The 26,875-nt window shown below is 47.9% G+C and carries 26 protein-coding genes; 3 read left to right on the top strand and 23 right to left on the bottom strand.

Annotated elements, in window-relative coordinates; all coding sequences use genetic code 11:
* Window positions 1-10: 10 nt before the first annotated feature.
* Both corA and BM318_RS09125 read right to left on the bottom strand, forming a co-directional pair.
* Window positions 11-1,099, bottom strand: a complete 1,089-nt coding sequence (gene corA, locus BM318_RS09130) for a magnesium/cobalt transporter CorA (protein WP_092982317.1) — start codon at window positions 1,097-1,099, stop codon at window positions 11-13.
* A 44-nt stretch (window positions 1,100-1,143) separates the two neighbouring features.
* Window positions 1,144-1,926 carry a tRNA pseudouridine synthase A gene (locus tag BM318_RS09125; RefSeq protein ID WP_092982316.1) on the bottom strand — a complete coding sequence of 261 codons (783 nt, stop codon included), beginning with the start codon at window positions 1,924-1,926 and terminating at the stop codon, window positions 1,144-1,146.
* 99 nt (window positions 1,927-2,025) lie between these two features.
* Between BM318_RS09125 and BM318_RS09120 the strand changes: the two genes are divergently transcribed.
* The gene (locus BM318_RS09120; RefSeq protein ID WP_092982315.1) at window positions 2,026-3,234 is read left to right on the top strand and encodes a DUF418 domain-containing protein; all 1,209 of its coding nucleotides are present in this window, start codon (window positions 2,026-2,028) and stop codon (window positions 3,232-3,234) included.
* 144 nt (window positions 3,235-3,378) lie between these two features.
* Window positions 3,379-3,876: a hypothetical protein gene (locus tag BM318_RS09115; RefSeq protein ID WP_092982314.1), complete on the top strand. Its 498-nt coding sequence runs from the start codon at window positions 3,379-3,381 to the stop codon at window positions 3,874-3,876.
* Here the strand turns inward: BM318_RS09115 and BM318_RS09110 are convergent.
* The 21 genes from BM318_RS09110 to BM318_RS09010 all read right to left on the bottom strand — a co-directional run bounded on the left by BM318_RS09110 (window position 3,873) and on the right by BM318_RS09010 (window position 25,104).
* Window positions 3,873-5,351 (bottom strand): AAA family ATPase, encoded by a 1,479-nt coding sequence (locus BM318_RS09110; protein WP_092982313.1) that lies wholly within the window; start codon window positions 5,349-5,351, stop codon window positions 3,873-3,875. The two genes, BM318_RS09115 and BM318_RS09110, sit on opposite strands and share 4 nt — an antisense overlap.
* A gap of 3 nt (window positions 5,352-5,354) precedes the next feature.
* Entirely contained in the window at window positions 5,355-6,503 is a 1,149-nt protein-coding gene (locus BM318_RS09105; RefSeq protein WP_092982312.1) for a vWA domain-containing protein, read from the bottom strand.
* Between the two features lie 25 nt (window positions 6,504-6,528).
* Entirely contained in the window at window positions 6,529-7,143 is a 615-nt protein-coding gene (hisIE, locus tag BM318_RS09100; protein WP_092982311.1) for a bifunctional phosphoribosyl-AMP cyclohydrolase/phosphoribosyl-ATP diphosphatase HisIE, read from the bottom strand.
* 6 nt (window positions 7,144-7,149) lie between these two features.
* Complete coding sequence (gene hisF / locus BM318_RS09095; protein ID WP_092982310.1) at window positions 7,150-7,905, bottom strand: imidazole glycerol phosphate synthase subunit HisF; 756 nt, start codon at window positions 7,903-7,905, stop codon at window positions 7,150-7,152.
* Between the two features lie 47 nt (window positions 7,906-7,952).
* Window positions 7,953-8,489, bottom strand: coding sequence for a DinB family protein (locus tag BM318_RS09090; RefSeq protein ID WP_092982309.1), 537 nt, complete (start codon window positions 8,487-8,489; stop codon window positions 7,953-7,955).
* Between the two features lie 15 nt (window positions 8,490-8,504).
* Window positions 8,505-9,242, bottom strand: a complete 738-nt coding sequence (gene hisA / locus BM318_RS09085; protein WP_092982308.1) for a 1-(5-phosphoribosyl)-5-[(5-phosphoribosylamino)methylideneamino]imidazole-4-carboxamide isomerase — start codon at window positions 9,240-9,242, stop codon at window positions 8,505-8,507.
* A 2-nt stretch (window positions 9,243-9,244) separates the two neighbouring features.
* The gene (gene hisH, locus BM318_RS09080) at window positions 9,245-9,832 is read right to left on the bottom strand and encodes an imidazole glycerol phosphate synthase subunit HisH (RefSeq protein ID WP_092982307.1); all 588 of its coding nucleotides are present in this window, start codon (window positions 9,830-9,832) and stop codon (window positions 9,245-9,247) included.
* Window positions 9,829-10,962 carry a bifunctional histidinol-phosphatase/imidazoleglycerol-phosphate dehydratase HisB gene (gene hisB, locus BM318_RS09075; RefSeq protein WP_092982306.1) on the bottom strand — a complete coding sequence of 378 codons (1,134 nt, stop codon included), beginning with the start codon at window positions 10,960-10,962 and terminating at the stop codon, window positions 9,829-9,831. The genes hisH and hisB overlap by 4 nt, the downstream gene beginning before the upstream one ends.
* A gap of 24 nt (window positions 10,963-10,986) precedes the next feature.
* Window positions 10,987-12,033 (bottom strand): histidinol-phosphate transaminase, encoded by a 1,047-nt coding sequence (gene hisC, locus BM318_RS09070; RefSeq protein ID WP_092982305.1) that lies wholly within the window; start codon window positions 12,031-12,033, stop codon window positions 10,987-10,989.
* A 1-nt stretch (window position 12,034) separates the two neighbouring features.
* Entirely contained in the window at window positions 12,035-13,354 is a 1,320-nt protein-coding gene (gene hisD, locus BM318_RS09065) for a histidinol dehydrogenase (protein WP_092983466.1), read from the bottom strand.
* A 40-nt stretch (window positions 13,355-13,394) separates the two neighbouring features.
* Entirely contained in the window at window positions 13,395-14,252 is an 858-nt protein-coding gene (hisG, locus tag BM318_RS09060) for an ATP phosphoribosyltransferase (RefSeq protein WP_092982304.1), read from the bottom strand.
* Window positions 14,253-14,430: 178 nt separating this feature from the next.
* Window positions 14,431-15,246: a prohibitin family protein gene (locus tag BM318_RS09055; RefSeq protein WP_092982303.1), complete on the bottom strand. Its 816-nt coding sequence runs from the start codon at window positions 15,244-15,246 to the stop codon at window positions 14,431-14,433.
* An 11-nt stretch (window positions 15,247-15,257) separates the two neighbouring features.
* Window positions 15,258-17,282, bottom strand: coding sequence for a hypothetical protein (locus tag BM318_RS09050; RefSeq protein ID WP_143099950.1), 2,025 nt, complete (start codon window positions 17,280-17,282; stop codon window positions 15,258-15,260).
* Window positions 17,283-17,293: 11 nt separating this feature from the next.
* On the bottom strand, window positions 17,294-18,040 hold the full coding sequence (gene fabG, locus BM318_RS09045) for a 3-oxoacyl-[acyl-carrier-protein] reductase (protein WP_092982301.1): 747 nt from the start codon (window positions 18,038-18,040) through the stop codon (window positions 17,294-17,296).
* 140 nt (window positions 18,041-18,180) lie between these two features.
* Window positions 18,181-19,053: a succinate--CoA ligase subunit alpha gene (gene sucD / locus BM318_RS09040; RefSeq protein ID WP_092982300.1), complete on the bottom strand. Its 873-nt coding sequence runs from the start codon at window positions 19,051-19,053 to the stop codon at window positions 18,181-18,183.
* Between the two features lie 49 nt (window positions 19,054-19,102).
* Window positions 19,103-20,047: a UDP-3-O-(3-hydroxymyristoyl)glucosamine N-acyltransferase gene (locus tag BM318_RS09035; protein WP_092982299.1), complete on the bottom strand. Its 945-nt coding sequence runs from the start codon at window positions 20,045-20,047 to the stop codon at window positions 19,103-19,105.
* Window positions 20,047-20,613, bottom strand: a complete 567-nt coding sequence (gene efp, locus BM318_RS09030; protein ID WP_092982298.1) for an elongation factor P — start codon at window positions 20,611-20,613, stop codon at window positions 20,047-20,049. Before efp ends, BM318_RS09035 begins: the two co-directional genes overlap by 1 nt.
* Before the next feature lie 2 nt (window positions 20,614-20,615).
* A complete protein-coding gene (gene lpxA / locus BM318_RS09025; RefSeq protein WP_092982297.1) occupies window positions 20,616-21,404 on the bottom strand; it encodes an acyl-ACP--UDP-N-acetylglucosamine O-acyltransferase in 789 nt (262 codons plus the stop codon).
* A gap of 1 nt (window position 21,405) precedes the next feature.
* Window positions 21,406-22,800 (bottom strand): bifunctional UDP-3-O-[3-hydroxymyristoyl] N-acetylglucosamine deacetylase/3-hydroxyacyl-ACP dehydratase, encoded by a 1,395-nt coding sequence (locus BM318_RS09020; RefSeq protein ID WP_092982296.1) that lies wholly within the window; start codon window positions 22,798-22,800, stop codon window positions 21,406-21,408.
* Window position 22,801: 1 nt separating this feature from the next.
* Window positions 22,802-23,827 carry a UDP-3-O-(3-hydroxymyristoyl)glucosamine N-acyltransferase gene (gene lpxD, locus BM318_RS09015; protein WP_092982295.1) on the bottom strand — a complete coding sequence of 342 codons (1,026 nt, stop codon included), beginning with the start codon at window positions 23,825-23,827 and terminating at the stop codon, window positions 22,802-22,804.
* A 47-nt stretch (window positions 23,828-23,874) separates the two neighbouring features.
* Window positions 23,875-25,104 (bottom strand): HD domain-containing protein, encoded by a 1,230-nt coding sequence (locus BM318_RS09010; RefSeq protein WP_092982294.1) that lies wholly within the window; start codon window positions 25,102-25,104, stop codon window positions 23,875-23,877.
* Window positions 25,105-25,203: 99 nt separating this feature from the next.
* Here BM318_RS09010 and porX point away from each other — a divergent pair, with 99 nt between their 5' ends.
* Entirely contained in the window at window positions 25,204-26,748 is a 1,545-nt protein-coding gene (gene porX / locus BM318_RS09005) for a T9SS response regulator signal transducer PorX (RefSeq protein WP_092982293.1), read from the top strand.
* Window positions 26,749-26,875 lie beyond the last annotated feature (127 nt).

Genomic DNA, 26,875 nt, shown 5'->3' with positions numbered 1-26,875 from the left:
TTAATCGATGTTAAAGCCAGCCTTTTCTCTTAAAGAAAATTAACAATCCGATGAAAGTTACGACCATTACGCCCCAGACGGTCTCGTACCCATATTCCCAACTAAGCTCTGGCATATCCTGAAAATTCATCCCGTATATCCCGGCAATAAAGGTTAACGGAATAAATATGGAGGCCATAATAGTCAACACCTTCATCACCTCATTCATCCGGTTACTCACGTTACTCATGTACATATCCATGAGGCTGACGGCCATTTCCCGCTGGATTTGCAGGGTGTCGTTGATTTCAAAGGTGTGGTCGAGGACATCGCGGAGGAATATCCGCGTTTCCTTCTGAATTAGCGGGGAATCGGACTCCATAAGCCGGTTAACCAACTCCCGAACAGGACTGATCCATCTTCTGAGCGCATTGATTTCCTTTCTCAGCTGCTGAATATGGAAGGGTGTATCCGAATCCGGTTTCTGAAACACTGTGTTTTCTAATTCGTATAACCGCTCTTCCGTTAGCTCCAACACTACCAAATAGTTGTCCACAAGCGCATCGAGCAAGGCAAAGAACAGGTAGTCCGCGCCTCTCTGGCGAATCTTGCCCCACTTCTGTTCGATTCGACCACGTACACCTCCAAAAACATCGGCTTCCACCTCCTGGAATACCAGGACACGCTGAGAGGTTAATACCAAAGCCACGTGTTCCTTTACAATTTTCCGGGCTTCATTGAGGTAACACATCTTAAAGACAGCGAAAATATGATCTTCGTATTCATCGAGCTTGGGGCGTTGCTGGGTATTGACGATATCCTCCAAAACCAGGTTATTCAGCCCGGCCAAAGACCCGATCTCACTAATAGCAGATTCATCGCTCAACCCAATAACATTAATCCACTCCGTCCGGTCGTTGGCAGGTTTGTTCTTAAGGAATTGGTAGTTGGTAGGTTCTTCGCCTTCCATGGTTTTCAGGTCGTAGGAGAGTTTCTCGACCTGAGTACCTTCCCCTTCGCGTTCTCCAAGGTAGGTAATGGTCCCCGGGGCTTTTCCCAGGGTCCTGCCACGCCTGGGGACTTTTGCATTGGGGATTCTGAACTTTGGTTTCTTAACCATGTTGCTCGTTATTTATTCTTAAAGATAGCGGGAATGCCGCAATCTCAGAAGGAAGTATGCATCAGATGCAGCCCTGAACCCGGCGCAATAGACTTGCCTGGCCAGGGCGCACCTTTATCCAGGGACTCCCGTAAATCAGATAAACCGGCCTCTCCCCTGCCAATGACTACCAGGGCCGACATCATAAGACGAACCTGATAGCGGCCAAAACCGGCACCCCTGGCATGCATAACATAGGATTTCTCCGGGAAAAAGCTTGCCGTTAAGGCCGTATTCTCGGAAATCTCACAACGGACTATCCTCCGCCGATTTGCCCCCGGTTTATCAGATGAAATAAAGGCTTGAAAATCATGTTCTCCCTGGAATAAAACTGCGGCCTCCTTCATGCAATCAATATCCAAAGGTCCGGGGAAGTAACCCAGCAATGGGGCGCAATACGGGTGGGGCTTTTCACCAAATGAAAAATAATAAGCATAGTGTTTTTCGCTGGCATCACGAATTGCGTTGAATGTCCCTGCCACTGGTTCTATGGAATGAGCCATCATATCCTGAGGCAGATTGTCATTGATACGTTCTAAGACGGATTCCAGAGGCTCTACAAGGTCCGGGTCGCACCCAAGCTGAACTGCGAAATCAAAGGCCGAAACCTTGGCATCCGTTCTCCCAGCCCCCAAAATACTTACCCGATGGTCAGGGAGTACAAAGCGAAATGTCTTCTGTAATTTTTCCTCAAGGGTGTGCTGACCGGGTTGTACTTGCCAACCGTGATAGCGGAATCCCAGAAAAGCGATTCGCAACAGGTATTTCCCTCCCTTGGTTGTACTCATAGGGCTAAAGTTCTTACATTTCTTTTAGGTTAGCGTAACAATTCTGGAATTTAGACATCTTATAAGCAACAACCCAGCAATTAATTACAAGCCAACGACATGAGTACAAAAAGAATGACCATCATAGACGCGCTAAGGGGATTTGCGCTCGCGGGAATCGTAATTGTTCACATGACGGAGCAGTATGTTGGTGGGCCCGTCCCCGAAGCCGCTTCCAGCCAACTTTATTCCGGAATAGCCGATTCCATTACCATGGGGCTGATTCAGTTGTTCCTCAGAGGTAAGTTCTTTGCCCTGTTCTCCTTCCTGTTTGGTCTTAGCTTTTTTATTCAAATGTCCAAGGCAGATAGTGCCGGACGCCGTTTTGAGGGCCGATTTTTGTGGCGACTCCTGATATTACTCGCTATTGGATACCTGCACCATCTCTTTTACCGTGGCGACATCCTGACCATTTATGCCGTACTCGGAATCTTACTTATTCCGTTTTACCGGGTTCCGAACAAGGTCTTATGGCTTATTTCCGGATTGCTTTTCCTTGGGATAGCGCGTTACATCCTCTTTGCCACTACCCACAGCACATCCCTGTTTATGGAGAATGTTACCGATCCGAACGCCCCTTGGATTGCTTCCTACTTTGAAACTATTAAGAATGGTAGTTTTTGGGAAGTGGCCCGTTCCAATGCCTGGTCCGGCCATATTATGAAAGCAGACTTTCAGCTCAACACCTTCGGCCGCGGGTATCTGACCTTTGGCTTTTTCCTTTTAGGACTCTGGGTAGGGCGAACTTCCTACTTTCAAAATTTCAGGGAAAACCTCTCGATCACCAAAAGACTACTGTGGATTTCGTTGGGTGTTTTTGTGCTGAGCATCATTGCCACTATCGGGATTTTCGCGACCATGGGGCCTACCCCAAATATGGAATCGTGGACAGCGATGTTCGGCTTGACCGCTTACGATCTCAATAATCTGGGAATGACTGGACTGATCCTTGGGCTTTTTGTACTGGCTTACCGCAAATCAAAAATCAGTGGATGGCTGGAGTCTTTTGCTCCCTACGGCAGGATGGCCCTCACGAACTATGTAGCCCAAAGCATTATTGGGACATTTTTCTTCTACGGTTGGGGGTTGGGATTCCTGGCCGAAATTGGAGTCTTTTATTCGGCGCTGATTGCACTGGCGATCATATTTGTTCAAATGAAATTCAGTAGCTGGTGGTTGAAACGCTACCATTATGGTCCTCTGGAATGGGTTTGGCGCAGCCTCACTTTTGGTAAAAGCTTTCCATTCCGACGGGAAAGCCTGGCCTAATTTGCAGTTCGTCGATAGCGCTTTGGAATAAAATTGTGAGTTTACCACAGTTTTGCCTGCCTTGACAACATTGGATGTCGTTCATCGAAAAGGCAGAAATAATGAATATCGCTTGCCGTTTTCTATGGTAAAGCAAGCAAATCTGTGAACCCCGACACCACGCAACATACGGATAAATTACAAAAGCACTGGAGAATATGCCTGTATGGAACCCTGTGTATTTTGCCTTTATCCGTGATTCTGAATTACTACGGCCTATATACGGATAAGTTCTACTTCTTTAAGATAGATAACTATATCCTCCCGGTTCTAGTTATCCTCCACCTTATCTATTTATACGCTATACATTTTAAGCTACGGGAAAATGAATATCCCGATGCCCCCCTGCGCAATGTTGAGTTTGGAATGTACGCACTGCTAGCCATTTATCTTTTCAAGGCCCTGGATACGTTTTGGATTTTGATAACTTCTGGTCAGTATAGTGAAGTGCTCATCCCAGGAGCATTCTTTCCCATGGGAATATTTATCATCTTACTCCAATTGACTCTGGTAGCTTTTACTTGCTACACATTCTTTATTCGAAAAACGTTAATCGGCAGTTTCGATATCGATTTCAATGAGAATGTGGATTCGTTTTCCTAAAGGCCGCTGATATAGCTTCCGTATAAATCCCGGAAACTGAATCCCTCTTCAAATCGGCTTTTGTTGAGCTTATCGTGAGCGACTAATCCCCATAAGACTAATTCCATGAGGAAGTATTTTTCATCTGGATCGGCATCGGGTTGATGCGTTGTGACCAGAGATTTCAAAGGCGACACGCTATCGAGCATTTCCCGATAGATATCATCAGAAGCTTCGTCGTCTAATTCAATGCCCTCGCCTTCAAAAAACCAGAGAATCAAGGAGTCGTAAGGAGTTTCTTCGTCCTTTCTTTCCAGTTTCTTGATCTCCGGAAATTTTGCGCTGAACAAAGACTTTGCCGCAGACTCAATTAAGTGCATGGCAACTGAATCTGCCCCTTCCTGTTCCCCTTCATATACCAATTCGATTTTCCCGGTTATGGCTGGAATCACACCCACAAAATCGCTTAAACGAATAGTGGTGCTCGTTTCCCCGCTTCGGAGCATCCTGCGTTCTGCAGTAGACACCAGATTTTCAAAGGCAGTGATACTGGTACGGGCACTTACCCCACTTTTCCAGTCTACATAATCGCTTTCGCGTGCTTCAAAACTGATTTGCTCCAAAAGGTCGCGGGCAATTTCAGGGAGGGTGATCCCTTTGGCATCGAGATCCCCGGTTGCCGCCTCCTGGGCGGTAATTTTCTTAGCCGTTTCCAGGTCGGTGGGATAATGCGTGAGAATTTGAGATCCAATCCTGTCCTTAAGCGGAGTCACGATACTACCCCGGTTCGTATAGTCCTCGGGGTTTGCGGTAAACACGAATTGAAGGTCCAGCGGCAAGCGCACTTTGAACCCACGGATCTGGACATCGCCTTCCTCCAGGATGTTGAATAACGCCACCTGAATCCGGGATTGCAAATCGGGCAATTCATTTATGGTGAAGATGCAGCGATTGGCGCGGGGAATCATTCCAAAATGGACAACTCTATCGTCGGCGTAGCTCAGGCGTAAATTGGCAGCCTTTATGGGGTCCACGTCTCCTATCAGGTCGGCAACGGTCACATCGGGAGTGGCCAATTTTTCGTAAAACCGCTCGTTTCTGGAGACCCAGTTAATCGGGCAATCATCTCCCATTTCGGCAATCTTTTCGCGCGCAAATCGGGATATAGGATTTAAGGGGTCGTCATGGATTTCAGAACCTTCAATTTCCGGCATCCAGGGATCCAGCAGGTCTACCATGAGCCGGGCAATCCGTGTTTTAGCTTGCCCCCGAAGCCCCAGTAAATTAATGTGGTGTCCGGACAAGATAGCCTGTTCTACCTGGGGAATCACAGTATTTTCGTAGCCCCAAATCCCTTCGAAACTCGGTTTTCCGGATTGAATTCGTTCCACCAGGTTTTGTCGGAGTTCCTCCTTGATGGAGCGAGATGTGTACCCTGACTTCTTTAACTCTCCTAATGTCTTAATCGTTGGTTTTGCCTCAGCGTTCTTTTTCATAAGTTATTTTCGCAAGCGTTTTCTTCGATTTGTTTCGTAGTCCTCAAAAATCATTTCTCCCAGTCCTTTAATCCCTGTGAAGAGGGCCTTTCCTTTATTGGCTTCTGTGAAGTGACGCACAAATTGCATCAGGTAGGGATCTTTAGCAATCATAAAGGTGGTAATGGGAATATGCAGTTTCCGGGCCTGGGCAGCCATATTATAACACTGCTCCACAATCATTTCGTCCAGTCCTACACTATTCTTATAATAAGTGCCATCGGACATGCGTAAGCAGGAAGGTTTCCCGTCGGTGATCATGAATATTTGCTTGTTGGTGTTGCGTTTACGCCGCAACATATCCAACGCCAATTGCAGGCCGGCTACCGTATTGGTGTGATAGGGCCCTACCTTCAGGTAAGGCAGTTCTTTTAAGCTAATGGGCCAGGCATCATTACCAAAAACAAGGATGTCGAGGGTGTCTTTTGGATACCGGGTGGTAATGAGTTCGGCCAGGGCCATGGCTACTTTCTTGGCCGGGGTAATCCGGTCCTCCCCATAGAGGATCATACTATGGCTAATATCGATCATCAGCACCGTACTCATCTGGGCCTTAAAATGCGTGTCTTCTACGACCAGGTCGTTTTCATCGAGCATGAAGCTGTCCATGCCGTGATTAATTTGCGCATTCCGAAGGCTTTCCGTCATGGATATGCGTTCCAGGGCATCGCCGAAGCGATACGATCGAAAATCCCCTGTATGTTCATCGCCCTGTCCGGACTTTCCGGTCCGGTGGTTCCCGCTACCCCTGCGTTTGAGTTTCCCAAAAATCTGGTTTAGTGCCCTCAGGCGAAGCATCCGTTCGAGTTTATCGGACATGGTAAGACCCGGATTCCCGCCTTCGCCAGCTTCCCCATCCGGGTTATCCGGCCCGAAACGCGGCTCCTCCCTGAGGAATCCTTTTTCCTTCAGGTCTTCTATAAAATCGTCTATCGTGTAGTTCTCATCCGTAAGCTCATACTCCTTGTCCAGCTCGCGCAACCAATCCAGGGCCTCGTCCACATCACCAGAGGTGTGGGTTATGAGTTCCTGAAAGATGTCGAAGAGCTTTTCGAACGGACTGAGTTCCGGGGCTTCATAAGTGGTGAAGCGAAAGCCTTTTCTTCCTTCCATAGCAGTCCCCTAAAATTAATGCATTTTAGCGGGAATTGTGGCGGTCTTTCAAAACTCTTAACACATCGTTCAGACGGAATCCCCGGGCCTGTAAAAGGATGAGTTGGTGAAACAGTAAATCGGCGTTTTCATTGAGAAATAAATCATCCGGACCATCCAGCGCTTCGATAACGGTTTCTACCGCCTCCTCACCTACTTTCTGAGCAATTTTTGCTTTCCCCTTTACGAAGAGGCTGCTGACATAGCTATCCTTTTTTCCCTGCTCCTGCCCGGCATTCCGCTTGCGGTCAGCGATGATATCTTCCAACGTATTGATAAATCCCAGCGGGTTTTGATTTTCTTCCTCCCAACAGGTATCGCTACCGGTATGGCAAACCGGCCCGGTTGGCCGTGCCTGGATCAAGAGCGCGTCCTTATCACAATCTGCCTTTACCCCGACAAATTCCATGAAATTGCCGCTTTGTTCCCCCTTAACCCAGAGTCGGTTCTTGCTTCGACTAAAGAAGGTGATTTTACCAGAGCTTTTGGTTTTCTCCAAAGCTTCTTCGTTCATGTAGCCGAGCATGAGGACCTTCGCTGTTTCCGCGTCCTGGATTATTGCAGGAACGAGTCCGCCTCCTTTTTCAAAATCTATTTTCATGATGTGCTATATTCTAACGGGTAACCCCGCTTTATTCAAGTAGTTTTTTAATTCAGGGATGGGTATCTCCCCAAAGTGAAATACACTGGCCGCTAAGGCTGCATCGGCCTTACCCTGGACAAAAGCATCTTTGAAATGCTCTCGGGTTCCAGCACCTCCGGAGGCAATTACCGGGACGCTAACCCGCTCACTCAAAGTCGCCAGCGCCTCATTGGCGAAGCCGTTTTTGGTGCCATCGTGATCCATGCTGGTAAATAGGATTTCCCCACAACCGCGATCAACTACTTCTTCGGCCCACTCAAAAAGGTCGAGTTCTGTGGGTACCTTTCCCCCTACGAGATGGATTTTCCATTCCCCGTTAATTTGCTTGGCGTCTACCGCCACGACAATACACTGCGATCCAAATTTTCCAGCTAATCGATTGATCAATTCAGGATCACGTACCGCAGCTGAATTGATAGATACTTTATCCGCCCCGTTTTTAAGCAATACATCGACGTCTGCAACGGAAGAAATCCCTCCGCCTACAGTAAATGGAATGTCGATCTCTGCCGCGATCCTCAGCACGAGTTTGGCCAGGGTAGCCCTTCGCTCCTCTGTAGCTGAAATATCGAGGAATACCAATTCGTCGGCACCGGATTTGGCATAAGCCGCAGCCAATTGAACCGGGTCTCCGGCATCCCGAAGGTCTACAAAATTTATGCCCTTGACGGTGCGTCCGTCTTTAATATCGAGGCAGGGTATTATTCGTTTTGTTAGCATGCTATGGCTTCTAGGGGATATTATAAATCAACATCTGATTTGTTGGCCTATTCATTGTGGATATTCAGATCAATGCCATCGTAAAAACCCAAATCCTGGTCGTTTCGCAGTTTTAGGGCAAAGGCAATTTGACCGGTATGATAGCTGAGGTGTTCCACTGCATGCACAACCATCCCCATTCCGGTTAGCTCAAATCCCTGCACCGTACGCGTGCTTAACAGGGAATCGGCATCTGCCTCTTTTATCGCCAGAATCCCCTGGTCGAGGGTGCTTAGGAATAACTCCCACACCTCCCCGGGATTTCCCTGGGGTTCCGGAAGGAATTCACGATCCCGATCCCTGGTGTCCGGTGCTCCGGCAAGACCACTCAACAGGTATTGACGCAAATTTCCGCTGAGATGTAAGAGCAGATTCCCGATGCTGTTGCTGGAGGGATTTGGTCGGGCCCAAAAATACTCCTCCTCCAGCTGTTCCCTGCAGATCTCGAGCATCCTCCGAGATTCAGAAAGTCTGAAAACACAACTGGTTTTAAAGGCATCCAGCCAATCTGCTTGTTCTTTCTTGCTACTTAACTCAGTTCCCATTATTCGCGGGTTATCCTATTTTATTTCCGAGGGCAAATCTTCAAATGCTATTCTGCCCTCATAGATTGCTTTTCCAACGATAGCTCCCTCACATCCAATAGCGGCGAGTTGTTCCAAATCGTTCAGGTCGCGTATGCCACCACTGGCAATGAGTTTAATCCCTTCGTTGGTTGGTGCATTTTCACTTTGCGAAATGATTTCAGCATATAACTCGGTAGCAGGACCTTGCAACATTCCATCACGGGCTATGTCGGTAGTTACAATATAGCTGATCCCCTGCTTTACATATTCCCGGATAAAAGGCAGCAACTCCTGATCGCTTTCTTCTTTCCATCCGGAAACGGCTATTTTCTTATCGCGCGCATCGGCTCCCAGAATAATTTTATCCGGGCCGTACTTCCCCAGCCATTGCAGTACAATTTCCGGATTCTTTACTGCAATACTCCCTGCCGTGATTTGATTTGCCCCACTTTCAAAGGCGATCCGGATGTCCTCGTCGGATTTAATACCTCCGCCAAAATCAATTTTCAAAGCGGTTTTGCCAGCCAGTTTTTCCAGGACCTTATAGTTTACGATTCTGGAAGAACGGGCGCCATCGAGATCCACCAGGTGGAGGTACTTAATCCCAACCCCTTCGAATTTCAGCGCTACTTCAAGCGGATCTTCGAAATAAGTGGTTTGCCTGCTGTAATCGCCCTGTGAGAGCCGGACGCATTTACCATCGATGATATCAATTGCCGGAATTACCCTCATAATCAGCGATTCAGAAAATTTTGCAGGATGCGAGCTCCTGCGGTACTGCTCTTTTCCGGGTGAAACTGAACCCCGGTAAAATTATCACGGGTTAATGCCGCGCTATATTCAAACCCATACTCAGCGACCGCTGCGGTATCCACGCCTAAAGGAACGTAGTAACTGTGCACCAGATAAATAAAGGTACCCGGGTCAATCCCTTCAAATACGGGACCACGGAGTCGGTCAATGCTATTCCACCCGATCTGCGGCACCTTAAGGCCAGCGGGAAATCGTTTGACTTCTTCCTCAAAGATTCCAAGACCTTCGGTATTGCCTTCCTCACTGTATCGGCACATCAGTTGCATCCCCAGGCAAATGCCCAATACGGGTTGTTTCAACTCTGGAATTAGCTTGTGCAGGCCAGACTGTTTTAGTTTGTCCATGGCGTTGCCCGCTTCCCCAACTCCAGGAAAAATAACATGCTCTGCTGAAGCTATTCTCTCCGGATCGCTGCTGAGTACACCCGTTACGCCTAATCGTTCCAGGGCAAATTGTACGCTCTGGATATTACCGGCTCCATAATCTATTATTACTACCTGATCACTCATAATACTCCTTTGGTAGAAGGTAAAAACGGATGGTCGGGATCCCTTTTCACGGCATGCTTAATGGCCTTTGCAAAGGCTTTAAAAATTGCCTCGATCTTATGGTGTTCGTTGGTTCCACTCGCCTGGATATTGATATTGGCTTTAGCACTGTCGGCAAAGGATTTGAAAAAATGAAGGAACATTTCTGTAGGCATATCCCCGATCTTCTCACGTTTAAACTCGGCATCCCATACCAACCAACTACGCCCGCCAAAATCCAAAGCAACCTGGGCCAGACAATCGTCCATGGGCAGGCAGAATCCGTAGCGTTCTATCCCCAGCTTATTTCCCAATGCCTGGGAAAATGCTTCCCCTAAAGCAATGGCCGTATCTTCTATGGTGTGGTGTTCATCTACCTCCAGGTCGCCCTTTGTGGTAATACGTACGTCCATCTGTCCGTGCCGCGCCAACTGATCCAGCATGTGGTCAAAGAATTTCAGCCCTGTTTCGTTCTCTGCCTTGCCGCTACCGTCTAATTTTATATAAACCGAGACATCTGTTTCCGCTGTTTTTCGGTGGACTTCCCCGGTGCGATCCCCCATTTTTAACAGGGTATAAATTTCTTTCCACGAAGTACCCCGCCAGGCAATGGTCTCGGATAGACCTTCCAGGTTCGTAGTCACTTCCTCTGCCCCCATTTCCGGGTGGGTATCGATAAATAATCCCCTGGCGCCCAGATTCGCGGCTAATTCCATATCGGTATAGCGATCTCCGATTACAAAGCTGCCGGGCAGATCATAATCGCCTTTGATGTAGTCCTGAAGTAATCCCGTGCCCGGTTTTCGCGTGGGTAACCCTTCGGCCGCAAAGCTGCGATCGATATGAATGGCGGAAAATTGAATGCCCTCCCCTTCCAGGATTTTTAGCATCAAATTGTGGACCGGCCAAAAATTATCCTCCGGAAAACTATCGGTACCCAGACCGTCCTGGTTGGTAACCATGACCAGTTCGTAATCCAGTTCCCGTGCAATACGACCTAAATAGGACAGGGTTTCGGGTAAAAATTCCAACTTCTCGAACGCATCGATCTGTTGGTCTTCGGGTTCCTTTATCAGGGTACCGTCGCGGTCTATAAAAAGTACTTTTTTCATTTCAGATTATGGCTGTCTGAGTTCCTATGATTTCCTGGCTTTTAAGGCGGCCACCAGAGCTTTGTTCTCCTCCGGCGTACCTACCGTAAAACGCAAGGTGTTTTCGCAATTCAATTGTTTGGATCGATTGCGCACTACAATACCCTGGCCAATCAGGTATTGATAAAGATTATCCGCATCGTCTACACGAGCCAGGATGAAATTTGCCGCTGACGGCAACACTTCCTGTACGCATGCTATTTCCTCAAGAGCCTCTGCAAGCCTGGCTCTTTCCGTTTTAAGGATGCTTACCTGCTCTGACTTTAGTTTCAGTTCATCCAAAGCCTCCAAAGCTGCCTTTTGTGTAAGCCCGTTGACATTATATGGAGGTTTTATCGCATTGAGGTACCCAATTACTTCCTCCCGGGCAAACAACATCCCCAAACGAATTCCAGCGAGGCCCATGGCTTTGGAGAAGGTCTGCACAACAACCAGGTTGGCATATTGGTCTAATAGCTCAGTAAGGCTGTCTTCATCGGTAAAGTCAATATAGGCCTCGTCTACTACTACAATTCCATCAAAGCCCTCTAGCAATTCAATAATCGATTCTCTAGGCATAAGGTTCGCCGTGGGATTATTCGGGGAGCAGACAAAGACCATTTTAGTCCGGTCGCTATTGCATTCGAGTATGCCGGAAACATTGGGGTGGAACTCCGCATCGAGGGGTATCGCCACGGTTTCCACACTATTGATTGCCGCCAGCACACTGTACATCCCGTAGGTAGGTGGAAGGACCACAACCCGATCCTGTTCGGGTACACAAAAGAGACGAAAGAGTAAATCCAGTACTTCATCGCTGCCATTACCCAGTAAAATTCGCTCAGGCGCAACATTCCTCCAGCTGGCAATCCGCTCTTTCAATTCGCGCTGCAACGGATCCGGGTAACGGTTCATTCCCGAATCAAAAGGATTTTCATTGGCATCCAGGAAAATCATATCCTCCCGGCTTTCCCCGTATTCATCGCGTGCCGAAGTATACGGCTTCAAGTTGGCCATCGCAGGCCTGATCCAATGCTTTATCCGGCTGTCCATATCAGGCGTTTCGATTTACAACGGTGTTATCTTCTTTGGCTTCTATATCGGCCAACCTCAGGCGAACGGCTTCTCCGTGTGCACTAAGGCCTTCGGCTTCGGCCATTTCCACGATGGCAGGCCCAATAGTTGCAAGGCCAGTGGGACTTATTCGCTGATAGGTAATTTGCTTGGTAAAGCTGGCGAGATTAACCCCGCTGTATTGTTTCGCAAAACCGTTGGTAGGTAGCGTGTGATTGGTACCGGATGCATAGTCTCCGGCGCTTTCCGGACTGTAATTCCCGAGAAACACGGAACCGGCGTTGCGCAAGTGCTGTAAGAGGAAGGCTTCTTCCCTGTGGCAGATAATCAGGTGCTCCGGGGCGTAGGCGTTTACGAAATCTGCCAGTTCCTCCCGATCCTCCATCACGACGAACCGACTATTTTCCAGGGCCTTGGTAGCCATGTCTTTTCTAGGCAATTGAGACAGTTGCTGTGCTAATTCAGCCTGAACACCCTCGGCAATTTCTTCCTGATCCGTTATCAGGATCACCTGGCTGTCGTTCCCGTGCTCGGCCTGACTCAAAAGGTCTGCGGCCACATATGCGGGATTTGAAGTGGTATCCGCAACCACGAGCACCTCGCTGGGCCCGGCAGGCATATCGATTGCTACCCCCAGGCGGGATGCCCATTGTTTGGCCTGGGTTACGTACTGGTTTCCAGGTCCGAATATTTTGTACACTGCAGGAACTTGTTGGGTGCCATAGGTAAGGGCTGCAATAGCCTGAATGCCACCAACACGGCAAACCGTGGTTATTCCGCACTTAATTGCTGCGTAACAAATGGCAGAATGCAATTCCCCCTGGGCATTCGGTGGGGAGCATAGCACTACCTCCCTGCAACCCGCGACCCGGGCAGGTACACCAAGCATTAATACGGTAGAGAATAATGGAGCCGTTCCCCCTGGTATATAGATTCCAACCTTATCGATAGGTTTCTGTTCTACCCAGCAACGCACCCCTTCCTGAGTTTCCATATCTACGGTAGCAGGCTGCTGAGCCTGGTGAAAACGCAATATGTTCTCATAGGCCTGGTCTATCGCCTGCTTCAGGCTTTCAGGAGTCTTAGCTGCCTGGCTGGCAACGGCTTCCTGGCTGTAGGCTATATCCTGGCTATCCCATGCATCAAAACGCCGGGTATACCCCGATACCGCACTGTCGCCCTCTTGCTGAACGGCATTGAATACTTCCATCACTACCGCCTCCAGATCTTCCTTCGAAGTCTGTGGTCGTGAAATGATCTGATTCCACTGCGCACGCTGGGGTCTCGAGTATGTCTTCATAATGTTGTTCATACCATTATTCAATAGGTGGTGTTCCCTATCAGAGTACCATTTTTTCAATAGGGCAAACCAGGATACCTTCGGCACCTGCCGCCTTAACCTTGTCGATTACTTCCCAAAAACTATCCCGGGCAATCACGGAGTGTACGGAACTCCAACCTTCTTCGGCCAAAGGCAGGACCGTGGGACTACGCATACCGGGTAACAAATCGATTACTTCGGTTAAGCGGTCGTTTGGGACATTCATGAGCACGTAGCGATTTTGCCTGGCCTTCAGGACCGACTGGACGCGGAAGCGCAATTGCTCTAAAATTGCCGTAAGGGATGCTGTGATTTTCGGGGAAACAGCCAGAACAGCTTCGCTTTTCAAAAGGATTTCCACCTCCTTAAGGTTATTCTTAAAAAGCGTGCTTCCGCTGGAAACGATATCACAAATAGCATCTGACAACCCAATATTCGGGGCAATTTCTACCGAACCATTGATAATATGGAGATCCGCATTGACACCATTCTTCTTTAAAAAGTGTGCCACCGTGTTGGGATAGGAAGTCGCGATACGTTTCCCTTCCAAATCCTTGATGTTTGTGTACGACTGCGCTTTTGGCATAGCCAGGGAAACCCGGCATTTGGAAAAACCAAGGCGTTCGCAAACCGTAATATCCTCTCCTTTTTCAAAGAGTACATTTTCTCCTATGATGGCTACATCAACCACCCCATCTCTGAGGTATTGGGGTATGTCGCCATTTCTCAAATAGAGGACCTCCAGGGGAAAGTCCCTGGCGGCAGCCTTTAACTGATCCCGGCCGTTATCGATAGATATCCCGCAATCCTTCAGGATCCTTAGGGAATCTTCGTTGAGTCGGCCACTTTTCTGTATGGCAATTTTTAGCTTCTCCATTACAAGTTTTAAGTTCAGGAAATAAAAAAACCCGCTTGAATACTCAAACGGGTCTTGATTTATGTTGATAACACAGCATACATCGTCACCTCGCCTGAGCGTGCGAAATCAGATGATGATGTGTATGGGTTGTTTTCATTTGAGGTCAAAAATAAGGCAAAGTATTTTTAATTAAAAATTAATTGTTGCCTAAAATTATCGGCAATCCCTCGTCGCCAGATCCTACAACCACAATTTTAGAGTTCGGAGACTCGGCTAATTTCAGGGTAGCTTCGATTCCCTTATCGGTGAGAATTTTATCGGTCAGGGAAGCACTCAGGATGCGGTTTGCGTCCGCCTTACCCTGAGCTTCGATTCGTTGGCGCTCTGCCTCCTTTTCGGCACTGACCAAACGAAATTCATACTCCAGGGCTTCCTGCTCCTGGCGTAACTTCCGCTCAATAGCTTCCTTAATAGTCTCTGGCAGGGTCACATCGCGTACCAGTACCTCATTAAGCTGGATGTACTGATCGTCTACAATGCGCTTGGTTTCTTCAAAAATTTCCTGTTGGATAGCATCTCGCTTGGTGGAATAGAGCTGTTCCGGAGTATACCGACCCACAACAGATCGGGCAGCCGAGCGAATGGCTGGCAACAAGATGCGCTCTTTGTATTTATCGCTCTTCTCCTGGTGTAACTTCCCTAAAACTTCAATTTTAGGCTGATACCAGGCCGAAGCATCTAACTGAATATCCAAACCATTACTGGATAGTACTTTCATGTTTTCGTAAACCTCCTGCTGGCGCACTTCATAAATGTACACCCTGTTCCAGGGGGCTACCAGGTGGAATCCTTCGCCCATAGGAGGTTGGTCAGTAACTACTCCCCCACCAAAGGTACGGTACAGGACCCCGGCTTCTCCGGATCCGATAGTCACCGCACTTTTGGCAATGAGAACTGCGAGTAAAATAAAAATGATGATTGCCGGTAAGGCAATCTTAGGTAATCTGTCCATAGTATTTTTAATTAAATAAGTCCGTAATATTTACGGGTAAACCACTCTCCGGCCAGGAAGGCGATGATAAGCGGGAGCAGCCACCTGTAATCGATTAAAGATACGACTTTAACCTGGCTTTTTTCCATAGGACGGAAGCGATCTGCCCCTAATAAGCTGTCGCGCAACACCCCAAAAGATTGTGGAAAAAACAAACGCCCACCGGTTCTAGCTCCCAACTGATTCATCAGGTCCAGGTCGCTGCTCGTTTGTCTGGCCTCCAGGTCAAAAGCACGTAAAACAAAATTCCCGGAAGCGGTAAAGGCTGTACCCACAGCTTCCACGGTAAAATTGTATTCTCCAGGAGGAATTGCGGCCAAATCAAACTCGAAATATCCCGTTCTCAAACTCATAGGCCGCACGGGCAAGTCCTGGCCGCTGCTGTCTTGCAGGCGAATGCGCAACTGGGCCTGCTGATCAAAATCATAAGCCTCATCCACAAATCGTGCACGAATTCGGGCACCCTGAATCCCTTCATAAATGGGTTCGTAATCCAGGGTTAGGCGTTGCTCAGCCGCAGAGGCAGCCAAAAAGAGTACGATACGGGAGAGCGCCTGATCAAATTCAAGAGTACTGCCCGTATTCCGGTATTCCCCCAGGCTCCATTGCCATAATCCCGATCCGAATAACACCGCCTCCCTGGGTTCCCCCTCGAGGAGTGCTAATAAGGGCTGGTCAAGGTTTATACCCCGAATGCGTTGTTCCAGGAGTACCTGGTGCGGCTCATAAATCGAATATTCACCTAAAAGCCCGCTGAGCGGAGGATACTCAGCAACTTCCCAACTGCTGTTGTCAAAATAGTCGAAAGAAGCATTGCGCATGGGAAAGAGGTCTTCTGGCGGTCCCTGCTCTTCGAGGCCAAACCGCGATTGTGCCTGATTCAGAAAAGTCCAGGAGGTTCCCGGTCCGGTAATAGTAAACAAGGGTATGCTTCTATCCTTGATGGCGCCATACAATTCCCTGAATTGCCTGTTTGGATTAAAGAAGATCAACAGGTCTATGTCCTGCAGGGTTCTCAGTGCTTCGGAGGGGGTTACGATTTCACATCGGCGTTGCGGATTGCGTAACAGGCTTCGTTTCAACGCACCCAAATCGGGATGATTATCACTACTTACGATTCTGATTTCCAAGCTCTCATCGAGCACCTCCAGACCCGCCGTACGCGTATTGTTACGGGTATTTCGCTCCTCCGGGAGTGCTTGTAAACCAGCGCTTATTCTGTGTACTCCAACTTCCCGGGCCTCGATAAAGAATTCCTCCTGCCGGCTTTCCGCGCCAGAGGAGAAAGTCAGTGTTTTACGGGCTACTACCCTACCGTTATCCCGAATCACCAATTCCGAGGTAGCGGCCGTTGTACCCGTGTAGGAATAGAGGACTTCCACAGGAAAACTATTGCCCAGGAAAGCAAACCGGTTCAAATCAATACGATCGATTCGGATATCGCGATACTTGGTGGTGTCTCCGAAAATTACGGGATAGATAAGCGGCCCCTGATCGGCTATGCCGCTAATGTCCATGCCGGTATTATCATTACCGTCGCTTAAAAGAACAACAGTGGCTTCGCGTTGCTTCAGGGCCGATCGTATTCCCTCGAGAGAACCGGCAATATCCGTTGCTTCCGAATTAAAGTTGAGGGTGTCTGAACGGTTGGCAGAATTGCCAAAACTATAGGGCGAAATAGTAAATCGCTCCTGTAATTCGCCGTCCTGGATCAGGGCATTCCTGAAGGCTAGCAGGTTGGTGTCTGCACCCTTGAAACGAACGGATCTGCTATTGTCGGTAAGTACAACAAGTTCATGTTTGCGGATTTCAGAGGTGCGTTTACTGATCTTGACATCCGCAAGGAGGAGCAAAATTCCCAACAAGGCAAAGAATCGCAAGATTGCTAATGGCCAGTGGAAGGGCTTGGCAGGCCGCTGTGCCAAATAGTGGATCCAAACCAGGGCCGCACTAACAAGCACACAAAGCAAGATCCATAAAAAGGGGTATTCACCCATGTACGCTACATTCAGGTAAGCATTCCGCCATCGACATTGAGAACCTGCCCGGTAACATAGGCCGAAAGGTCAGAAGCCAGGAACAAACAGGCATTTGCGATATCTTCCGGACTTCCGCCGCGCTTAAGCGGAATAGCATCGCGCCATCCCTGAACTGTTTTCTCGTCGAGCTTATCAGTCATCTCAGTTTCAATGAAGCCAGGGGCTATCGCATTGCAGCGAATATTACGGGAGCCCAATTCCAGGGCAACACTTTTGGTAAACCCGATCATTCCGGCTTTGGAGGCAGCATAATTGGCCTGGCCAGCATTTCCTTTTACCCCAACAACACTACTCATATTGATAATACTTCCATGTCGCTGCTTTAAAAAGGTTCGTTGTATGGCCTTGGTCATGTTAAAAACCGATTTGAGATTGACCTCGATAACCTTGTCAAAATCGGCTTCGCTCATGCGCATGAGCAAATTGTCCATGGTGATTCCTGCGTTGTTGATCAGTATGTCCACACCTCCAAAATCCTCCAGTACCTGGGCTACAAGGGCTTCGGCTTCTTCATAGCTGGCGGCGTTACTTTTGTATGCCTTTGCTTTTACCCCTTCTTTCTCCAGGGCTGCCTGAAGCTCAAGGGCGGGGCCTTCACTGCTGCTGTAGGTAAAGGCAACATTGGCACCTTCACGGGCAAAGACCTCTGCGATTCCTTTACCGATACCCCGGCTTGCTCCGGTAATAATTGCTGTTTTTCCTTTCAGGATGTCCATGGTATGTTTTTTAGTTGGTTTGTTTTGGCCAAAAGCCTCGTCCGAACAGGAGCCGGCTTCTACTCAAAGATAGTTATGTTTCGTGCTGGTAGCAACAAAAAAGCCCGCCTGAGCGGACTTTAATATAGAATTAACGAGGTTTAAGAAAGTACTTCTTTTACCTTGATTCCGATTTGTGCGGGAGATTCAACTACGTGAATTCCGCATTCTTTCATGATTCGTTTTTTGGCTTGTGCCGTGTCGTCACTACCGCCTACAATGGCACCGGCATGTCCCATAGTCCTTCCTGCAGGAGCCGTTTCACCAGCGATAAACCCGACAACCGGTTTCTTGCTTCCGCTTTCCTTATACCAGCGGGCAGCCTCTGCTTCTAATTGGCCTCCGATCTCCCCGATCATTACCACACAGGAAGTTTCCGGATCGCCAACGAGCATTTCGAGTGCTTCTTTGGTAGTAGTTCCGATAATCGGATCTCCTCCGATACCGATTGCAGTAGTGATCCCCAATCCCTGTCGAACAACCTGATCGGCTGCTTCATAGGTAAGGGTACCCGATTTTGAAACAATTCCTACATTACCTTTTTTGAAAACAAAGCCAGGCATGATTCCCACTTTGGCTTCCCCCGGAGTGATCACTCCCGGGCAGTTTGGACCTACAAGCCGCGCCCCACGGGATTGCACATAATCGTATGCTTTGATCATGTCCGCAACGGGAATACCTTCAGTAATGGTAATAATTACGCCAATCCCTGCATCCGCAGCTTCCATAATGGCGTCGGCTGCAAAAGCCGGGGGGACAAAGATTATCGTGGTATCGGCACCAGTTTCTTTAACCGCATCTGCAACGGTATTAAAAACGGGTTTTCCCAAGTGTTCCTGACCGCCTTTACCTGGAGTTACCCCACCGACTACGTTGGTCCCGTATTCGATCATCTGGCCGGCGTGGAAAGTTCCTTCGCTACCGGTAAATCCCTGGACGATTATTTTAGAATCTTTATTGACTAGAACACTCATTTAGTAAAATTTTGGTTTACGCAAAAATAGCCTATAACGATTAATTCGGCTAAGCTTTGCCTTGCTTTTTTAGGGTTTCCAGGATGGCTGGAATTTGGCGTACCCCTGCGAGCTGCTTGAGTCGGTCCCGTGCTTCTTCGGCTGGGCTGCCGAAATAGGTTTTTCCACCTTCAAGCGATTTGGCAATCCCCGATTGCGCCAATACAACAGCACCTTTTCCAACCGTGATGGCACTGGTAACGCCTACCTGACCCCAAAGGGTAACCCCATCCTCAATAATCACACAACCTGCTATTCCCGCCTGTGAGGCAATCAGACAGCCGGCTCCAATTACGGTGTCATGGCCAACATGGACCTGGTTGTCCAGCTTGCTTCCGGTTCCGATACGGGTATCGCCGGTAACCCCTCGATCAATGGTACACAAGGCTCCTAATTCTACCCTGTCCTCCAGGATTACCCGTCCTCCGGAAATCAACCGATCATAGCCTTCAGGCCTTTTTTTATAGTAGAAAGCATTAGAGCCAATTACCGTGCCTGCCTGTACTACCACATCCTTCCCAAGGATACAATTGTCTCCGATACTCACATTGGGATGGATAACGGATCCAGCACCAATAACTACGTTGGCTCCAATGACCACATTAGCCCCAATTATAGCGTCGGGACTAATTTTGGCAGTTGGGTCAATCGGCTGTTTGGGTACCGCCGGTGGGCCAAAATGGTTGATAAGCTTATTAAAATCGCGAAATGGATCGTCTGAGATAAGAAGTGCTTTACCGTCCGGGCAGTCTACGCTTTTATTGATCAACACTACGGTTGCCTTACTTTCCAGCGCTTTGTCGTAGTATTTCGGGTGGTCTACAAAGACGATGTCCCCGGGCTCTACAACGTGAATCTCGTTGAGTCCTAAAACGGGAAACGATTCAGGGCCAACGAACTCAACGCCCAGTAGCCCTGCAATTTCTTTAAGGGTATGTTCCCGTGGGAATTTCATTATTCCTTGGCGCGTTCCAGATAGGAACCATTGGAGGTATCTACCTTGATTTTGTCGCCTTCATTGATAAAGAGGGGAACATTTACCTCAGCGCCAGTCTCCAGCTTAGCAGGCTTGGTCGCGTTGGTAGCGGTATTTCCCTTTACGCCGGGTTCGGTATGGGTCACCTCCAGGATTACACTGGCTGGCATATCTACAGAAAGCGGCATGCTATCCTCCGTATTAAAGACAATGGTTACCACTTCCCCTTCCTTCATGAGGTCTGGGGAATCCAGCGCACTTTCCTGAAGCGCGATCTGGTTGTAATCGTCCGTATTCATAAAGTGATACGTCTCCCCTTCTGAATACAGGTATTGATAGGAGCGCGTTTCGACACGTACGTCCTCGATCTTATGTCCTGCTGAAAAAGTGTTATCCAACACTTTCCCTGTAGTCAGGCTTTTCAGTTTAGTTCTTACAAAAGCGGGGCCTTTACCAGGTTTTACATGGAGGAACTCCACGATTTTGTAGATATCGTTATTGTAACGGATGCACAATCCTTTGCGAATGTCCGAAGTACTTGCCATAATTATGTGTTGCTGCTGATATAACCTTTCATAATACCACGCTGGGAATCCCGGATAAACTGCAGGATTTCGTCCCGCTCGGGAGTTGCCTCCATTTCCGCCTCAATAATTTGGGTAGCACGGGTATTATTATAGTTCTGTTGATAGAGTATGCGATATATATTCTGGATTTCCCGGATTTTTTCGGCCGTAAATCCACGGCGACGCAAGCCAACAGAGTTTATCCCTACATAGGACATTGGCTCCCGCGCCCCTTTGACAAAGGGAGGAACGTCTTTCCGAACCAGGGATCCCCCGGTTACAAAAGCATGGTTCCCAATCGAAACAAACTGGTGGACGGCAACCAGTCCTGCGAGGACCACATTATCCCCGATAGTGACGTGGCCGGCGAGCGTACTGTTGTTGGAAAAAATACAATTATTCCCTACCACGCAATCGTGCGCCACGTGGCAATACGCCATAATAAGGCAATTGTCCCCTATAGAAGTCTTCATCCGGTCCGAAGTACCCTTGTTAATGGTGGCACATTCGCGGATGGTAACGTTGTTGCCGATTTCCACAGTGGTTTCTTCGCCCTGATACTTTAAATCCTGCGGGGTGGCCGAGATAACGGCTCCCGGGAAAATATTACAATTCTTGCCGATACGTGCACCTTCCATAATGGTGACGTTCGAACCAATCCAGGTCCCCTCCCCTATAGTTACATTATTATGTATAGTGGCAAAGGGCTCAATCACTACATTTTTAGCGATTTTGGCTCCCGGATGCACGTAGGCCAGCGGCTGATTCATGCTAGTCGTTTTTTGTTTTGACGATCTGCGCCATCAATTCCGCTTCTGACACCAATTTTCCATTGGCATAGGCATAGGCTTGCATGTGGCAGATTCCCCTACGGATAGGAGACATCAGGTCGCATTTAAATATTAGGGTATCCCCGGGAAGTACCTGCTGCTTGAATTTTACGTTATCGATTTTCATAAAATACGTCAGGTAGTTCTCCGGATCAGGAACCGTACTTAGTACGAGTATTCCCCCTGTTTGGGCCATTGCTTCAATCTGGAGGACCCCAGGCATAACCGGTGCTCCCGGGAAGTGTCCCACAAAGAATGGCTCGTTCATGGTCACATTCTTAAGCCCTACCACATGAGTATCGCTCAATTCCAGGATCTTATCGACCAGGAGGAATGGTGGCCGGTGCGGCAACATGCCCATGATCTGTGTGGTATCCATAAGTGGAGTCTGATTCAGATCGTATTTAGGGACGTTGTTGCGCTTTTCGAGTTTAATTTGCTTGGCCAGTTTTTTAGCAAACTGGGTGTTTACGTAATGGCCTGGTTTATTGGCAATTACCTTACCTTTTATGCGGGTTCCGATTAAGGCCAGATCCCCGATCACATCGAGAAGTTTGTGCCGCGCAGCTTCATTGGGATAATGCAGGGTAAGGTTGTCCAGGATTCCATTCGGCTTAACGGAAAGCTTCTTCTTTTTGAAGGCTTTCTCCAGCTTTTTCATGGTAACCTCTGAGATCTCCTTATCTACATATACGATTGCATTATTGAGGTCTCCTCCCTTAATGAGGCCATGCTCCAGCAACATTTCCAGTTCATGGAGAAAGCTAAAGGTCCTGGCGTCTGCAATTTCGGTTTTGAATTCGCTTAAATGCTCCAGCGTGGCATTCTGTGTTCCCAATACCTTGGTTCCAAAATCCACCATGGTAGTTACCTGGTACTCATCCGAAGGAATCACCGTAATTTCACTACCTGTAGCTTCGTCCCGGTAAGAGATCACTTCGGTGATCTCAAAGACTTCTCGTTCGGCTTCCTGCTCTACGATACCTGCCTTTTCCAGGGCTTCCACGAAAAACTTGGAAGAGCCATCCATAATAGGAGGCTCGCTGGAATCCAACTCAATCATCACGTTGTCGATCTCCAACCCTACCAGGGCGGCCAACACGTGTTCTGAGGTTTGGATTTTAACCCCGTTCTTTTCGAGGTTTGTTCCTCGCTGGGTATTGATCACATAATTCGCGTCTGCCTCAATAATAGGCTCGCCTTCCAAATCGACACGCTTAAAGGCATACCCATGGTTTTCAGGGGCAGGTACAAACTTCATCGTAACGTTTTCGCCGGTATGCAATCCCACTCCCTGGAGTGTTATAGCTTCGGCAATTGTACGTTGCTTGGTCATATTATGATTCGCCGTTATTTTTTTCCAGGTCCTCAATCCTACTCACCAGTTTGGGGAGGTTGCGGAAATGGACATAAGATTTGTTGTAGTCTCCGTAATTAAGGGCCGGACTACCCTGTAATACTTCATCGTCTTTGACATTGCGGCCAACCCCAGTCTGTGCCTGGATTTTAACCCGGTCTCCGATAATGATATGGCCAACAATACCAACCTGTCCGCCAATCATACAATGCTTCCCGATTTTGGTCGATCCCGCGATACCCGTTTGCGCTGCGATAACCGTGTGCTCGCCAATCTCTACATTGTGTGCAATCTGGATCTGATTGTCCAGTTTCACTCCCCGGCGCAATACCGTCGAGCCAAGGGTTGCCCGGTCTATTGTGGTGCCGGCACCCACGTCTACATTATCTTCGAGGATTACATTTCCCGTCTGGGGTACCTTGGTGAATTCCCCCTTCTCGTCCGGGGTAAATCCAAATCCATCGGCGCCTAAGATTGCTCCGCTGTGAATGACACAGCCTTCGCCGATAATACTTTCAGAATAGATCTTGGCACCCGCAAAAACCTGGCTATTATCGCCTATGGTTACATTATCGCCAATATAGACGTTGGGGAAAATCTTGACATTATCCCCAATCTTGACGTTGTTCCCGAGATATGAGAAAGCCCCGAGGTAAAACCCTTCCCCGTATTGGGCGGTTTCGGAAATAAATGAGGGTTCCTCAATCCCCAGCTTATTATTTTTTACCTGGTTGTAATACTCCAACAATTTGGAAAACGACTTATAGGCATCGTCTACCTTAATAAGCGTTGGTTTAACCGATTGTTCGGGGGTAAAATCCTTATTTACAATAATAATAGAAGCCTCTGTACGGTAGAGATAAGGCGTATATTTTGGATTGGCCAGAAAAGTCAGGGAGCCTGCCTCGCCTTCTTCTATCTTAGATAATTTATGGACCGCAATCTCCGGGTTGCCTTCAACCTCGCCTTCCAGGATGCCTGCGATCTGACTGGCCGTGAATTCCAAAGGTCCTAAGGGGTATAAGGTTTAAGTGGTGACAAAAGTAAGAAAAATTAGATTACGCCTTTTTTCGGATAACAGAAGTAATGTTTAACGACAGGTTTGGAAAGCACCTTCAAATTTAACTGGTCGGACAGGCGTGCAACATCTGCCACCTTCCCACTCTCACTCAGGATGTTAATGTTCTGGCGGGCCATGTCGTATGCCCTGTTCTCTAAGGTTCCGGTAAAAACAAAATACCCGGCCTCCTCTTCAGTTAAACCCCATCCCCGGGTAACTTCAGCTAGCTTCCGATTGAACTTTTCGGGATTTACAGCCTTTTCCCTGATCTTGATCTTTAATAGCCTCCTGTTGAGCAGCATATCGCAGAGTCGCGACAAAACCGGATCCTGATGCGATTTCCAATTTTTCAGTGCAGCCATGATATCGACATCGTCGAGCAGGGCAAATTGACGCAGGTCTTCCCCCTGAAAAGTATCCGAGGTGGAACGCATTAGAAAATAACTCAAGGCCTGACTGCATTGGAGTTTTTCCCCGCTTTGCAGAAGTAAACGGGCCCTGCGGATTACCCGAACCAGTAACTGCTCGGCAACCAATCCTGTTTTATGCAGGTAAACCTGCCAATACATGAATCGGCGGGCCATCAGGAACTTCTCCACAGAATAGATTCCTTTCGCTTCCACCATGAGGTCTTCCCCATGGACAGTAAGCATCGTAATAAGCCGCTCAGAATTAATATTCCCCTCGGCAACCCCGGTGTAAAAGCTATCGCGCTTCAGATAATCGAGCCGATCCATATCGAGCTGGCTCGAAACAAGCTGATTAAAGAACTGACGCGGATGGTTTCCCTTAAATATGGTAATTGCCTCCGAGAGACTTCCCTGAAATTCCTCATTGAGGGCTTCCATAAAATGAAGAGAGAGCTCCTCGTGGTCTATGCCGGGGATCAATTCATTTTCCAGCGCATGAGAAAAAGGGCCGTGGCCAATATCGTGCAGGAGTATGGCCAAATACAAACTGTGTTCTTCCTCCCTGCTGAACTGAACCCCTTTCAAACGAAGCATGCTTACAGCCACCTGCATCAGGTGCATGGCTCCAAGGGCGTGGTGAAAGCGTGTATGATGTGCTCCGGGGTATACCAGGTAGCTCATTCCCATCTGGGAAATCCTGCGTAGCCGCTGAAAGTAAGGGTGGGCAATTAAATCAAATAACGGCCTACTGGGAATGCGTATAAATCCGTAAATTGGATCGTTGAAAATCTTTAGCTTGGGAGATTGCTTCAACTAGGACGGTTTTTGGATGCTCAAAGGTAGAAAATTGCCCCCATTTAGCCGTTTATTAACCGTTTATCGCCACTCCTCCCCCATATCAATCAAAAATTTATGAAGAACTTCGGTATACTCTGGGTAGATGATGAAATTGATTTACTCAAATCTCATTTACTCTTTCTGGAGGAAAGGAATTATGTTGTAACCACCTGTAATAGCGGACAAGACGCGTTGGAGGAAATCCGGAACAACACCTTTGATATCGTTTTCCTCGATGAGAATATGCCCGGACTTTCCGGATTGGAAACCCTGACCGAACTTAAGCAGATAGAACCTTCCATTCCTGTGGTTATGATTACCAAAAATGAGGAAGAGTCTATTATGGAAGAGGCCATTGGTTCCAAAATTGCCGATTACCTGATCAAGCCCGTTAATCCAAACCAGATCTTACTCTGCCTGAAGAAGAACCTGGACCATTCCCGCCTGGTTTCCGAAAAAACCACAGCAAACTACCAGCAAGAGTTCCGGAAAATTGCTATGGACCTTTCGATGGTTAACTCTTATGAGGAATGGGCGGAGTTATACCGCAAACTCATCTTCTGGGAATTACAACTGGAATCTATCGAGGACAGCAGTATGTTCGAGATACTGGAATCTCAGAAATCAGAAGCCAACCAGCAATTCGGAAAGTTTATTGAAAAGCACTATGCCGATTGGTTTTCGGATGCCGATGCGCCGGTAATGTCGCATACCCTGTTCCGGGAATGGGTACAGCCAGTAATCGCTGAAGGGCCTACCTTATTGGTAGTTATTGACAACCTGAGATACGACCAATGGTTCACTATTGAGGACACCATTGCTCCGCATTACAGAAAGGTAAAGGAGCAACCCTATTTCAGTATACTTCCAACCGCTACCCAATACGCACGTAACGCTATGTTTTCGGGGTTAATGCCAGCCGATATGGAGAAGCGACATCCGGAATGGTGGAAAAATGATACGGACGAAGGTGGCAAAAATCTACACGAACGAGACTTTCTGGGTGCACAACTCAAAAGGCTGGGGCTAGACCTGGATTGGGATTACCATAAAATAAGCAGCCTCAAACAGGGGCGTCATCTTTCGCAACAGTTTAATTCACTTAAGTCCAAAGACTTAATAGCGGTGGTGTATAATTTCGTGGATATGCTCTCCCACGCAAGAACAGAAATGGAGGTTATCAAAGAGCTGGCTTCTAACGATAAAGCATACCGTTCTTTAACCCATAGCTGGTTTCGAAACTCACCGCTACTGGATCTTATTCAGGCGGCACAGACAGCAGGATTCCAACTCATCATTACAACAGATCACGGTACCATCAATGTAAAGCAACCATCTAAGGTAATTGGGGACCGGGATACCAGCTTAAACCTGCGCTATAAAACGGGCCGAAGCCTAACTTATGAAGACAAGGATGTATTGGCAGCGAAAGACCCAACGGCCCTACGACTCCCAAAAATTAACATGAGTAGTAGCTTTATCTTTGCGAAGAATGATTTGTTCTTTGCTTATCCCAACAATTACAATCACTACGTAAGTTATTACCGCAATACCTATCAGCATGGTGGTGTAAGCCTGGAGGAAATGATTGTACCGTTTATATGGATGAAGCCGAAATAAAGGGTAGATTCTAGCTTTTGGATATTTAATGCCTATTAAATCTACTCTTATTTTTATTGTGGAGATAACTTCCTTCCATTATTTCCATAACCTCGTCGTGCGACCCTATACAGATCGAAAAATTTAC

The sequence above is a fragment of the Robiginitalea myxolifaciens genome (genome assembly GCF_900115205.1).
Taxonomy (GTDB): Bacteria; Bacteroidota; Bacteroidia; order Flavobacteriales; family Flavobacteriaceae; genus Robiginitalea; species Robiginitalea myxolifaciens.
The sequence above is the reverse complement of the archived record's forward strand: the minus strand, read 5'-3'. Positions and strand labels throughout refer to the sequence as shown.